This window comes from Vibrio kagoshimensis, from assembly GCF_050337535.1.
GTDB lineage: Bacteria > Pseudomonadota > Gammaproteobacteria > Enterobacterales > Vibrionaceae > Vibrio > Vibrio gallaecicus.
The window spans coordinates 254,783-267,316 of sequence record NZ_JAKJSZ010000004.1 but is presented as its reverse complement, the minus strand read 5'-3'; the positions used below and the strand labels follow the sequence as shown (position 1 = coordinate 267,316).

Annotated in this window: 12 protein-coding genes; 2 read left to right on the top strand and 10 right to left on the bottom strand. The window is 41.5% G+C overall.

The genetic code is table 11. The annotated features are described in order from the left end of the window. Positions 1–473 precede the first annotated feature (473 nt). The 6 genes from L4C37_RS04740 to L4C37_RS04715 all read right to left on the bottom strand — a co-directional run bounded on the left by L4C37_RS04740 (position 474) and on the right by L4C37_RS04715 (position 5,451). The gene (locus L4C37_RS04740) at positions 474–1,331 is read right to left on the bottom strand and encodes a hypothetical protein (RefSeq protein ID WP_429768020.1); all 858 of its coding nucleotides are present in this window, start codon (positions 1,329–1,331) and stop codon (positions 474–476) included. Continuing rightward, positions 1,331–2,185, bottom strand: coding sequence for an ABC transporter ATP-binding protein (locus L4C37_RS04735; RefSeq protein ID WP_273294662.1), 855 nt, complete (start codon positions 2,183–2,185; stop codon positions 1,331–1,333). Before L4C37_RS04735 ends, L4C37_RS04740 begins: the two co-directional genes overlap by 1 nt. Next, the gene (locus L4C37_RS04730) at positions 2,185–2,553 is read right to left on the bottom strand and encodes a GntR family transcriptional regulator (RefSeq protein WP_137373655.1); all 369 of its coding nucleotides are present in this window, start codon (positions 2,551–2,553) and stop codon (positions 2,185–2,187) included. The genes L4C37_RS04735 and L4C37_RS04730 overlap by 1 nt, the downstream gene beginning before the upstream one ends. 124 nt (positions 2,554–2,677) lie before the next feature. Then, positions 2,678–3,178, bottom strand: coding sequence for a prepilin-type N-terminal cleavage/methylation domain-containing protein (locus L4C37_RS04725; RefSeq protein WP_137373656.1), 501 nt, complete (start codon positions 3,176–3,178; stop codon positions 2,678–2,680). A gap of 521 nt (positions 3,179–3,699) precedes the next feature. Next, positions 3,700–4,368: a YiaD family glycine zipper/OmpA-like lipoprotein gene (locus L4C37_RS04720; protein ID WP_429768019.1), complete on the bottom strand. Its 669-nt coding sequence runs from the start codon at positions 4,366–4,368 to the stop codon at positions 3,700–3,702. Positions 4,369–4,497: 129 nt separating this feature from the next. Continuing rightward, positions 4,498–5,451, bottom strand: a complete 954-nt coding sequence (locus L4C37_RS04715) for a LysR family transcriptional regulator (protein WP_137373658.1) — start codon at positions 5,449–5,451, stop codon at positions 4,498–4,500. 147 nt (positions 5,452–5,598) lie between these two features. On the opposite strand from L4C37_RS04715, the gene L4C37_RS04710 reads away from it, so the two are divergent. After that, positions 5,599–6,387: a hypothetical protein gene (locus L4C37_RS04710; protein WP_137373659.1), complete on the top strand. Its 789-nt coding sequence runs from the start codon at positions 5,599–5,601 to the stop codon at positions 6,385–6,387. A 110-nt stretch (positions 6,388–6,497) separates the two neighbouring features. On the opposite strand, the gene L4C37_RS04705 is transcribed toward L4C37_RS04710, so the two are convergent. From L4C37_RS04705 to L4C37_RS04690, 4 genes are all read right to left on the bottom strand, one after another. Next, positions 6,498–7,688, bottom strand: coding sequence for an OmpP1/FadL family transporter (locus L4C37_RS04705; RefSeq protein WP_429768018.1), 1,191 nt, complete (start codon positions 7,686–7,688; stop codon positions 6,498–6,500). A 200-nt stretch (positions 7,689–7,888) separates the two neighbouring features. Next, positions 7,889–9,112 (bottom strand): HlyD family secretion protein, encoded by a 1,224-nt coding sequence (locus L4C37_RS04700; protein WP_429768017.1) that lies wholly within the window; start codon positions 9,110–9,112, stop codon positions 7,889–7,891. A 2-nt stretch (positions 9,113–9,114) separates the two neighbouring features. Then, positions 9,115–9,438, bottom strand: a complete 324-nt coding sequence (locus L4C37_RS04695) for an MFS transporter (protein ID WP_171736528.1) — start codon at positions 9,436–9,438, stop codon at positions 9,115–9,117. 415 nt (positions 9,439–9,853) lie between these two features. Further along, positions 9,854–10,633 carry a response regulator transcription factor gene (locus L4C37_RS04690; protein WP_137373663.1) on the bottom strand — a complete coding sequence of 260 codons (780 nt, stop codon included), beginning with the start codon at positions 10,631–10,633 and terminating at the stop codon, positions 9,854–9,856. Positions 10,634–10,850: 217 nt separating this feature from the next. On the opposite strand from L4C37_RS04690, the gene L4C37_RS04685 reads away from it, so the two are divergent. Next, positions 10,851–12,431: an arylsulfatase gene (locus tag L4C37_RS04685; RefSeq protein ID WP_137373664.1), complete on the top strand. Its 1,581-nt coding sequence runs from the start codon at positions 10,851–10,853 to the stop codon at positions 12,429–12,431. Positions 12,432–12,534 lie beyond the last annotated feature (103 nt).

Here is a 12,534-nt window from a genome sequence, read left to right as displayed (position 1 = left end):
ATTTTGTGATGTGAATCATTGCTTTCAAGGTGAAACACGGCTAGATTCGATTAGTCGGCAAACAAAAGCTCATGAAGAGCTGCTGATAAATGAAAAGGAAATGAAAATGAAAAAAATGAGAAGAGCACAACTACATCGCGTTCGCATCCAATACTGGAAAGATACAGCGAAAGAAGTAGCAAAGAAATAAGCCAAACACCACGCTATCAAAAGCTAAGTTTGGTCAAAACGTAAAGTAATGGATTCATTATCGAAATTTGAAGTATTACGTTACACACCATCGAGCTGACATCGCATAATCCTTTGCATCTTATGTCAGCTCTTTAAAACCCTCCCTTTTGTACTCCTTACATACTTTAATCACTCATACTTTTTATCTCACATATAAAAAAACTCCCGATTTCTCAGGAGCTTTGATTCTCTTGCTAGAAGCTAGAAGCTAGAAGCTAGAAGCTAGAATTAGTTAGTCGTTGTTAACGATTGAATAAGCTTTTTAAGCTCACATCATCTGTTTGATATAGCTTACGGCTTGCAATAAAACCCACTACACCCAAAGCGATATATATCACCAGTGACAAAATATGAACGTTGGCAAAAACGTTAAGCAGATTGCTGGCAAGAAGAAGGTTAAGGGGCAGAGACAGTATTTCAGAGAAAAACTCACTAATGCCATAAAAGCCGAATAAGCCAATAGTCAGCCACTTAATGGCATAGCCTGATACTAAGATGACTAAAATAGGCGAGCTGACTAGCTGAGATATTGCCAGCGTTATTGCTGCGAGAGGAAGCAAAGCTATACCAACCACAAGCATACGCGCAAAAAAGACTATCCAATTGGTTAATACATAAAACAATGATTCTTGGTGAACTAAGAGTGCTAGCTGTTTGTCATTGGTCATGTTCAGTGCCCACAGCAGTAGGTCGGCACTCAGAACTAGAAGCGCACATATAGCAGGAATAGCGACTAAACCAAAACCAAGCTTCACTAAGTGAGTGATGGTGTTAGACACCGGCATGCTGCGCCAAAACATAGAACTGCCTTCTTGGCGCTCTTTACGCAACGTTTTAGGTATGTATAGCGTGGTAAGAAGAAGGGCAATAACCCCTGCTCCAAAGGTGATCACCATGTTAAGGTCACGAGCAAAGTCCATATGAATATCGCTCACATCACCGGTGACGTTCATCTCAAAAAAGAAGCTGTGTTGGGCTGTATTGCTCGTGATTAAACTGACGAAAAGCAACACGCCGCATAGCACAACAAACAAAGGTAAGCGCGTAACGATTTTGTGCTCGATAAGTTCTTTTTCAAGCATATGTAGAGTTGGATGCATTATGCTTTCCCCGTTTGAGTGGCAAGAAACAAATCAGCAAGTTTGACTTGATAGCATTGACCAAGGTTTTCAACTTGAGTTCTATATTGACCTTTCAGTAACCATTTTGTTGTGCCTAGCCCTTGTTGGCTTGAAAGCGGATTAAGTGCTTCTATGTCATTTGAATGGGAAGTGGCGGCATCAAGAATAAAGTAATCTTGATCTATGGTTTCCATACTTTGCTGCAATACACATTCACCTTGTTTAAGGATGAGAACATCTGTCAGTAAATGCTCAATCTCAGAGACTTCATGGCTGGCAATGATTAAAGTGCGTTCGCCGTCATGGAACCATTCCAGCAAGTGTCGGTAGAAAGTGTCGCGATAAATGAGGTCAAGCCCGAGCGTTGGCTCATCCAAAATTAACACTTTAGTGTCTGTCGCGATAATGATGGCAAGATGTAGCTGAACTTTCATTCCTTTAGAAAGTTGCTTGATCTTAGAGGACAATTTTATGTTGGTGCTTTCTAATGTTTTGAGTGCTTTTTCTTTATTAAAGCTTGGGTGAACGCCGGCTGTGTATTTGATGATTTGCTTAACCGTCATCCACTCAGGTAAAACGTTCACATCTGAAATGTAAGACAGGTGCTTCATCATTTCTGTATGCTGTTTAATAGGGTGGCAGCCATTGACTGAGATGTCACCGCTATAATGGTGACCACCTAGTAGTGCTTTAATAAGTGTCGATTTCCCCGCGCCATTATGCCCAAGTAAACCAAGTACTTGGCCTGCTTTTAATTCGAAGCTAATGTCTTTCACACCTACATGATTTGAATAGGTTTTAGTCACTTTTTCTACAGATAATAAAGCCGTCATTATTTGTCCTTCATGCACAGAGTCAGTTGCTGAACGAAGTCATCAATACTCATATCAATATTTTGTAAGGTGGTGGCGATTTCAGGAATACGTTCATTGAGGAAGGCTTCTCTCGAAACTTGTTTCAATTGCTCTACCGCTCCTTTCGCAACAAACATACCTTGCCCACGCCTTTTTTCTACCAAGCCATCATCTACTAGAAGCTGATAGCTCTTCATCACAGTTAAGTGGTTGATCTTGAGATCAGCCGCGACTGAACGAATGGAAGGCAAAGCCTGTTCTTCTTGCCATATCCCTTGCTGGATCTGAGCGATGATTTGATCGGCAAGCTGTCTGAATATGGGTTGATTATCGTTCCATTGAGTCATGATTATTAACTTATGGTGTTATACATGACTATAACAGTATGCTTTATGCAGAATATTTCAAGTGTTTTATGACTTAAAAGTAGGAATGCTTATAGAAAGGATCAGAAGCCAGTGACAATAATGTTTAGCATGCATCAAGCAGGGTCACGACTTGGGGCTGTTTTTCTGGCTGATAAAGGACTTGGCAAAAATCGCCCTGTGGCTCGTATGTGTAAGGAGTACCACTGAAGGAAATAGAGGCGACACGGTGCCCATCAATGGTTTTGTTTCGGACGTACAAGGTTTCTTTATTGTCGATGTTCATTAGGCGAACAACCGAATCAATGTAGGCAATAGGGTAGCCATGGCAGACAAAAAAACCTTCGACTTCCGTTTTTTTACCCTCCTCAACATTGCATTCATTTTCAACAGCTTCAATAACGGATCTTGCGTAAATCATATCGATGCCTGTACGCAGGTTGCCGGCAATCCCGCGTATTTTACTGATACGTGCATCACTTTGAAGGTTTCTGATTTTTACCGTAGCTACGGCGGAGACTATTGCCAAAATAATAAGGCAAGCAATAAGTTCGATGAGGGTAAACCCGCGTTGATGTCTGAATTTACTAGGTTGTTTTAATCGCATGTTAATCGCCGGCGAGTTTATGCTAAGTGATCATCAAAATAAGCAGGCATCAAAACTAAGTTCGTGGACGCCCATAGTTCAATTTTTTGAAAAGTGATGCGGGAGGAAGAATAAAACAAAGGCGAGACATTCAGTAGGTATGAATGCCTCGTGAGATGATGAAGGTTAAGTGTTTGTAACTTATTATTTATATTTATCAATGATTTGAAACTAATACTTAAAGAACTTAGCTTTGTAAGGCTGTGTAAGCTCTTTAAAATAAGCATTCCACTTATGAAAAATGGTATGAGAAATGGTTAATTTTCCGATACTGAACGTTGTTTGTAATTCTCATACCAGTCCCTCAATGTGTAAGTCACGATGGTAATGTCAGTAATTGCAAAGGGGATAAAACTTGCGTTGAGGTGTGTGTTTCTGGGTTGAGTGCATAGATGCCAGCGTACATAGTGATGCCCCCCAATAAGCAGGAATGGCTTTAGAAAACGGTTAAAAAACACAGAACTCATCTCGAAAAAATAGAATTACTGTAGTGATAGAATATTGATTTCAACACGTCGGTTACATGCACGACCTTGCTGAGTATTGTTATCACAAATCGGGTATCTCTCCCCAAACCCTTGAGTGGCTACTCGCCCTGAAGCCACTTTTTGATTTACTAAGTATTCGCCAACAGAACGCGCACGCTGCTCGGATAGTTTTTGATTTGTTGCATCACTACCTGAACTGTCTGTATGTCCTTTGATATCTAACCGAGTTTCAGGGTATTCCCCAAGAATCAGTGCCACACTATTTAAAGTTGAATAGATGTCTGAAGATAGGTAATAGGAGCCTGAGTCAAACCCGATCTCATTTTCCATTATGAGTTGAAGTTCATTTTCACTCACCCGTTTCACTTGAACGCCTGAGTGAACTAACTGATTTCTCAGTGCTTCTTCTTGCTTGTCCATGTAATAACCTGCGCTACCGCCAATAAGACCACCAGCAGCAGCACCTCGGAGCGCTCGTTTCTTACGTTCACTAGAGCTATCGCCAGTTGCTGCTCCAATGGCAGCTCCAGCTAACACACCTACCATTACGCCTTTAGTCGCAGAATTGGTTTCCATTTCACCTGTGGTTGCGTTTTGTCTTTGTGTTGTTTGGCAACCCGTAAGTAGGCTTGTTAAACAAACGGCTAGAATCAATTTTTTCATTAATTATCGTCTTAGAGTAGGGGCGATGACAAAACCTTGTAAAGGAGTCATAAATAAAGCCAGAAAAATCTATATTGAGAATATTAATAGGAATAACAGCACCCTACATCAGTATAAATACGGTATTTTTTAGCAATCAATGACCTTCGTAGACAGTTCATTAAGTTTTTGCTGAAGGGATTTTTTTACTACTTCACTTGCGTATTGATAAAGTGGGTGAGAGTGGTTTCGCTCAAGGTAATATACGGCGTGGCTGATTTGTTTAGGCAGTAATTCATTTAACCATTCTGGTCGGAAACATTGTAGCGACTCGCTACACATAGATGCGGCAAGTGTTTCAGTTATCGCCAAAATATCCGAATGTTCAGCAAGAATACTTAAGACAGACATACTTGCTGAACGATATTTAAAGTTGAATAATTTGGGGTGCTGTTTTTCTAGGATCGCATTAAAATCGGTGAGCCCAGGTACGAGAATGCCGCCCGTAGGGTAAGAGCCGAACTGTTCTTTTTTGAGGTTAGATAGGCTCCAAGGATGATCTTTTCTCGCTATGATGACCGGCTCACTTCTGGTTAGCGGGACTGAGCGGATTGATTTTGGCGCTTCAATTGGATAAAAGTTAAGGCCAATGTGAACTTCTCCATTTTGCATTGCCTCAAATGTTTTGTCGCTCCAAGTCGTGATATTGAGTTTTGCATTAGGGAACAAATCAAAGACTACCGAGCTGGTGAGTTCCGTTGCAATAGCTTCAAGAAATACACTTGATACTGCGATTGTCAGCTCTCCGTCGAATTGATGAGGGTCTGAGAATAGGTGTGATGAAAGGCGGTTATCTAAAATTTCAATATGCTCATTGAGATCGGTTCCTATTTCATCTGCCCTGTGAGTTGAAATTAATTCATTCCCCGACATATAGAATAGCCTGTCGTTTGTGAACTCCCGTAATTTAGCCAATGTCTGACTTACCGCTGATTGAGTTATTCCAAGAGCTTGAGCTGCTTTTTTAGTGCTTCTATAAATATAAATGGCATTAAAAATTCGAAGGTAATTTAAATTTAACTGTTCGTTATATTTTCTGTACATGTAAATACCAACTAAAGGAAATTAGTGAAACTGAGAATGCTAGGTTTGGTGAATTAGCATTGCTAATAATTCAAATAAGTAGTGTCTAAAACTGAGTTTATTTAAAGTTCTTCTCATCGGTTTTTAGAACATCTCTTAAGGTTTCCAATGAATAGACTTAATATCATTACAGCGGCAGTGATTATGGCATCAACGGTTGTTTCGTCAGCTTCATTTGCCAGTGACAACGAGCAGCAGTATCACGATGCAGATCCAAGGAATAGCTCAGCAAGAGCCGCTGTTTTCTCAGATGAACAAGGTGAACTCAAGCTTCTAGCTGGTGGCGGTGCTGGTGGATTAACCAGTGATATTTCACAAACTGTAGGGTTTGCTGAATATTACACACAGTCACACAATGCAAGGCTTCGAGCTGCTCATTTCGACCGGTTTGGTGGTGTTTATGTTGATGTTTATCATTTAGATGAAGCAGCTGGTATGTACACAACCGGTTACATGCTTCCTCTTTCCAGCGATGATGGTACTTTATTTTTTCCGTCATTGAATTACACCTATGTAGACTTTAAAACTGATGACATTGCCAACTTAGCTAACGGTATGCCTGGCTCTCCAATTCCTTCAATTACGTCGAATCAAGTTACTCAGGCTTTAGGGGGTAAAGATGCACACTTAGGATCAGTTAATCTGTATGCATTGCACCCATGGAACGACACACATTTTTCAGTGTTTAATGTAAACCTTGGCTCTTCGTATGGTGGTGTCGACATGAACGTTGCAAACCTGATGTGGCTTCAAGGAATTAAAACCAAAGTGGCAGACAAAGACATAAATATTATGTTTGAGTTCAAATACGACGTCATTGAAATCAAAAACACGACAGCGGGCGACATTAATTCTGAAGAAGTGACCGCATCTGTAGGTATTGATTACCGCTTCTAGCTTTTAACTTCTAGCCCCCAATGGTCTTCATTGCACGGATGCGATAAAACCTAAAGCAAAGTGATACAAATATGCTTATACGGGGGCTGCACTTAAAAAAGATATATTTATTAATAGGTGGCGTTGATTCCAATAAAGTGAATGCTGCCTTCGAAGTTTCCGTATATTTGTGTATAGGCTTTTTCTGTGCGATCGATTTCCATCGTGCCGAAATCAGCATATTCATAGAAAATATCGATACGAGTGGTGCCCCAATGAGTACTTGCACCCATCGAGTAACGGTACTGTTCACCCACTGGTAAATCGACCCACTGTTTGGTTGGATCGTCTTGAGGTGATGTTTCGTAAGAGAAACCAGCTTTTAGAGCCCAGTCGGAGTTAACTTGATAATCGGCACCTACTGAAAACTTCCAAACGTCATCCCAATCTCGGTCGATTGACTGAGGTAGATTAGGTTGTGAGTTGAGTGTGTCGTTGTAAACCGGAGTGTCTGAAAATTCACTCCACTGGTGGAATTGTACAGATGAGAGCAACGTGAGATCAGTATTAAGATCATAGCTAACACTTAAATCAATAATGGCTGGAACCACAAGCTCAGTGCCAACCACAGCGCTACTGCCATTGGATAGATCGGCTGAAATATCATCAAAATCGTGTGCCAACTTCGAACGGTAGCTTAGACCAAGTGACCATTTTTGAGCTTTATACATTGCGCCGAAGTTATAGCCAAATGCCCAACCTGTCCCCATGTCTGATTGGAAACCTGTCGTACTTACTTCGATCATGCCATAGTTGACTTGCACGCCAGCAGCAACAGACCAGTTATCATCTAACTGGTAGCTGATATTTGGGTTGAGTTGTAACGCCGACATAAAAGCTTTGTCTAGGTGATTTGCGCCATCCCAGTTGTCACCATATTCAATAGATGACCCACCAACCGCACCAAAATTAACACCTACATGTGTTTTTTCGCTGACTTGCTGAACATGAAATATACCGATAGATGGCATCAGGGTATTGGCACTCGCATTTCCATCTGGCGTATTAATAACGCTCGTATCGGCTTGATAGTCGGTATAATCCATCTGCAGATAAAGTGCCATGATATTAACCGTCGTCTTGCTCTCACCCATGTGGCTCATTGTTGCAGGGTTTGTCCAACTAGCCGTTGCAGTTCCGGTGTATACCCCGTCTCCAGCTCCTGCAGTTCCTGCATTAGCAGTGACAGCTTCTTGCAACAGTAGTCCACTTGCATTAGCAAATGATGAGCAGATGAGCAGCGGTAAAATTAGTTTTTTCATATTTGTATCACTTAGGTTTGAATTAAGCCCAACACGCTCCTTTGGGAGCGTGAATAGTAGGAAATTTTATTGGATAAAAGTGCCGCTATAGGTGAGTACTAAGCAGGCATAGAAATACGATGAAGAGTACTGCCTGACTTTTTCTTCTGTGGGATACATCAATAAAGTCGCATAGTTTGTGAAAAGTGTTCATGGCATACCTACATGCTATATAAGAAGTAAATCTGAGCTTTCATTCGGATGATGATGCCGCGAATAACATTCAAGAAATTAAGGAAAGGAATTGGCTTTTCTGCATTGACCCAAGCAAGACCGACCGCTCCAACAGGAATGTCGTAGCCTTCTGGTTCTGATATACGCAGTCGAACAAAATGGTGTTTGTTCATTACATTCTTACCCGTTGTCGCTCGTACATTAGTTTCTCTTGCGAGTAATGAACCTTGTGACTCACCAGTTGCTTCGACAATACCTTCTACTTCAGCATTGAAGATCTTGCCTGGGTAAATAGCAGTCGCGAATTCAGCTTCCTGTCCCACTTTGATGTTTCGAAATGCTTGATGGTTAATTCGCATCAACACGAATTTTTCATTGCTGTACATTTTCAAGCGAGGCATTGCCCCAACAAACTGACCTTCACGAGCCATAAAGTTGGTGACATATCCATCGGTTGGTGCATAAATCTTGGTTTGTGACAGGTCCCACTTAGCTTGAGCTAAAGAAGCTTGTTTATTTTGGTAATCCGATTCTTTGCTGATCACTGTCAGCTTAGATTTTTCCATTAGGTTTTTATTTTTTTCGGCCGTGATTAAAGCTTTGTCATACTGCGACTCTAAGATAAAAACTTGGCTGTGAGCGACTTCTACAATGGTTCTTTGTTGATCAAGATTACTCTCAGTAACCGTATTTTTGACCTTAGTGTTTTGGTCTACATAGCGCTTTAAAGTACGTACCTTTAATGTGAGGTCTTGATTAGCAGCCGATATTTGGTTCTTGATGATTTTTATATCTTCAAGAGATGAGCGGAAATTTGTATTAGCGATATTGGTGTCTTGCACAGCCAGTTGATATGCAGTTTGTGCGATAGATACTTGAGATTCAGCTTTCTCAACCGCAATTTCATATGAGTCATCAACAATGTCATAGATCAGCTCACCGCTTTTGATCTCTTGGTTAGGGGATATATACAGATGTTCAATATTCCCTGTAACGCGAGTAGACCCCGGGCGTAATTGAATATGAGGTGATTGAACAACGGAGCCACCGGACAGATCCATCGGTGCCCATGTAATTAAGCCAACCCAAACAAAAAGCAGCCAAATGCTTCCGCCGCCATAAGCGAACGTTTTAAAAGGAGCCCCCCAAGGCACACCAATCAATCTAAGTAGATATATAAATAAAGCCCAAATAGCCAAACCTTCTAACATTTTTATTCTCCAGTGCTTTCCGCTTTAATAGGTGAAGCGTCATGCCAAATATGGCGGACACGGCGAATACTTTGTTCTACATCGACAAAAGCAATAATGACCGCAATTACCCATACCCAATGCCAGATAAAACCAATCCAAGTCAAAATAGTAACGAGCCCTAACTGACCGTGTTTCTTTTTATCTGCATGGTGAATAGGCAGTTCATGAAACTTCCAAAATGCATACAAAGCACCAATTACGGTACCAATGAGCACAATCCCTGCGACAACGTGTAAGCCTGTGTCGAATCCTGTTTCAACAAACGGCATGCTAATTAAACTCATAAAGCTTCCTAAAAGGGGGTAATTAAAAAATTGAGCTAGAGAGAATCCACTGATAGTGGACATGTATCGAAATGTTACGGGGAGAGTGGGATGAGGGAATCAGTAAAAATACGGATAACTCTGGAAGAATAATAAAAGCATGATCTGGATGAGCCAAAGAAGGTCGAGGCTACTACTTATTTATGGATAAGTGCGTTTCAAGTTGGTTTCGGTTTTATTGTTTTAGATGGCATTGCTTCAAACGATATTGGTTTAGGTGACAATGCTTTAAGTGAAGCAGGTTTACTTGATGCTTTTAATTAATTTATGGTCTTGATTTTGTAAGCTGTAGTATTACTGCAATAACACAAACCACTACTGTAGTGGTTTGTGTTAGTTGGACAAAGCAGGAGTGATATTTGTGTATATGAGAGGGCTATTGATCAATACCAAGACCATTGCGCAATGCAAATTGGATAAGCTCGGTATTGTTTTCAAGCTCGAGGATGTCGATCATGCGGTACTTGTGCGATTCGATGGTTCGAGGGCTTAAAAAGAGCTTTTCTGCGCATTGTTTTGCCGTAAAACCTTGAGCAAGTAGAGTTAGAACCGAGCACTGCTTGGGCGATAACAAAAGAAGCTTTTCACCTTCATTTGCATTAGTAGGCTGATCTTGTTTTAAATTTCTAGCCATTGTTGAGTGTTGCCAATAGCAGAGCCAAATGTCGCAAATAAGCTTGAGGCGTTTCATATCTTGGTCGGAGAGAGGTTCTACATTGCTGTGGAACCTAGAGAATGATAAAGCCCCCCAATCTTGCCCAAATAGCTTCAGTGGAATAATGCCATGCCATCGTCCACCTTCTTGATACAAGGTAGTGATTACCGAGATTTTATGATTGCTCATGTCATGTTCGTCAAAAGTGAGCCAACGTTTCTTGGTTCTGAGCTGTTTCAAGTAATCTAAATAATTACCGCTGATAAAGCTTTGTGGGTTGAGCTTAGGAATGTTGTCACGAGAGATAGTGACGGTTTTACCGTCGTTCAGCATAATCATTGAGTTGGGAAACAGTGTAACTCTGTCTATTTCGAACCAATCTAAAACTGTGTGAGCAATTCTTTGCCAAGTTTCATCAAAGTCTTTAGGCGGCGATCCAATTAAGGCGTCGGACTGCTGTGTTACCAAATCTTCAAAAGACATTTCAGTGGTATTTCTCATCTTATACAGTCAACCTTATCAACAATAATTCTATGTATAAGCTAGCTTTTTATTGGGTTATAAGTCAATTTTTTGCCTAAATAACGGGTGATTATTACTCGCTTAGGTATCCCATTATTATTCAAATCAGTAATACTACTGATTACCACGTTTTACGTTTCTTAAATAATAGCTCCCGGAAAGAAATTACTTTTAAAATTACAAAAGGTCTTGAGCTATGTTCAAAAAGAAAACCTTCCTACAACTTGCGATAGGTGCTGTACTAGCATCGACTGCAATGGCGAGTTACGCGACGACGGATACAAGCCGTCCTAATATCCTAGCCATTTGGGGCGATGATATTGGCATCGATAATATTTCGGCGTACACACGAGGCCAAGCGGGTCACTGGACTCCGAATATCGATCGTATCGCGAACGAAGGCGTGCTATTTACTGACTTTTACGGAGAAAACTCTTGTACTGCTGGTCGTAGTGCATTCATTACTGGTCAGCATCCAATGCGTACTGGTTTGACAAAAGTAGGCATGCCAGGCGCTGCTGAAGGTATTCGTCAAGAGGACCCAACCATTGCAACCATGCTCAAGGCTAAAGGTTACATGACAGGTCAGTTCGGTAAGAACCACCTCGGTGACCGTGATGAGCATCTACCAACCGCTAATGGTTTTGATGAGTTCATGGGTAGCCTTTACCACCTGAACGCTGAAGAAGAACCAGAGCATCCGGATTACCCACAAGCGCCTGGCTTTAAGAAAAAATTTGGGCCGCGTGGCGTTATCCATTCATACGCTGATGGCCGTATCGAAGATACAGGTGCTCTAACGATTAAACGTATGGAAACGGTGGATGAAGAATTCCTAGAAGGCGCTTTAGACTTTATTGACCGTGCTCATAAAGAGAAAAAGCCATTCTTCGTTTGGTTTAACTCAACGCGTATGCATGTTTGGACTCATCTAAAAGAAGAATCAAAAGGTTTGTCACAACGTGGTGGTCTTTACGGTGATGGTCTAGTTGAGCACGACAACATGGTCGGTCAATTACTTGATAAGCTGGACGAACTGAAGATTGCTGATAACACGATTGTTTCGTACACGACCGATAATGGTGCAGAGAAATGGTCTTGGCCAGATGGCGCAACATCGCGTTACTACGGTGAGAAGAACTCAACGTGGGAAGGCGGCTTCCGTGTACCAGCAATGATGCGTTGGCCGAACAAGATCCCTGCAGGCTCTGTTGCAAACGAAATTGCGGCGCACAATGACTGGGCTCCAACATTCTTAGGTGCCGCTGGCGAGAAAAACATTGTCGCTGACTTGAAGAAAGGCAAAGAGCTTAATGGTAAAGAGTACAAAGTTCACCTAGATGGCTTTGACTTAATGCCTGCACTTAAGAAAGGCAATAATACAACGGCAGACAACTCTGCTGATTGGCCTCGTAAGGGCTTCGTTTATGCGGCTGATGACGGTCATATTTCAGCCGTTCGTATGGGCGACTTTAAAGTGATGTTTACGGCAAACCAATGTCACGGCATTGAAACTTGGCAGTGTCAGTTCGAAGAACTGCGTTTCCCGTACATCTTTAACCTGCGTCAAGACCCGTATGAAAATGCGCATAAAGATGGCATTGGTTACTCTCAATGGCGTGTTGAGCATGTTCCATACATGTACTTGGGCGCAGCTTACACATTCCAATTCTTGAAAACATTCCAAGAGTTCCCGCCACGCCAAGTTCCTGGTTCGTTCTCTATCGACAAAATTGTTGAGAAGATGAGTATTTGGCAGCGTGCTCAATACCAATAGTACTGAGTAACAAATCCATATTATTGAGTTAACTGGCGAGTCAAATCAGCCCCCGCTGAAAAGCTGACGAACTACTTAAAAGAGCGATCCTTGTGATCGCTCT

Excerpts from the sequence above, each read along its gene's own strand:
- L4C37_RS04740 (WP_429768020.1), bottom strand. The coding sequence starts at position 1,331 with ATGCATCCAACTCTACATATGCTTGAAAAAGAACTTATCGAGCACAAA.
- L4C37_RS04735 (WP_273294662.1), bottom strand. The coding sequence starts at position 2,185 with ATGACGGCTTTATTATCTGTAGAAAAAGTGACTAAAACCTATTCAAAT.
- L4C37_RS04730 (WP_137373655.1), bottom strand. The coding sequence starts at position 2,553 with ATGACTCAATGGAACGATAATCAACCCATATTCAGACAGCTTGCCGAT.
- L4C37_RS04725 (WP_137373656.1), bottom strand. The coding sequence starts at position 3,178 with ATGCGATTAAAACAACCTAGTAAATTCAGACATCAACGCGGGTTTACC.
- L4C37_RS04720 (WP_429768019.1), bottom strand. The coding sequence starts at position 4,368 with ATGAAAAAATTGATTCTAGCCGTTTGTTTAACAAGCCTACTTACGGGT.
- L4C37_RS04715 (WP_137373658.1), bottom strand. The coding sequence starts at position 5,451 with ATGTACAGAAAATATAACGAACAGTTAAATTTAAATTACCTTCGAATT.
- L4C37_RS04710 (WP_137373659.1), top strand. The coding sequence starts at position 5,599 with ATGAATAGACTTAATATCATTACAGCGGCAGTGATTATGGCATCAACG.
- L4C37_RS04705 (WP_429768018.1), bottom strand. The coding sequence starts at position 7,688 with ATGAAAAAACTAATTTTACCGCTGCTCATCTGCTCATCATTTGCTAAT.
- L4C37_RS04700 (WP_429768017.1), bottom strand. The coding sequence starts at position 9,112 with ATGTTAGAAGGTTTGGCTATTTGGGCTTTATTTATATATCTACTTAGA.
- L4C37_RS04695 (WP_171736528.1), bottom strand. The coding sequence starts at position 9,438 with ATGAGTTTAATTAGCATGCCGTTTGTTGAAACAGGATTCGACACAGGC.
- L4C37_RS04690 (WP_137373663.1), bottom strand. The coding sequence starts at position 10,633 with ATGAGAAATACCACTGAAATGTCTTTTGAAGATTTGGTAACACAGCAG.
- L4C37_RS04685 (WP_137373664.1), top strand. The coding sequence starts at position 10,851 with ATGTTCAAAAAGAAAACCTTCCTACAACTTGCGATAGGTGCTGTACTA.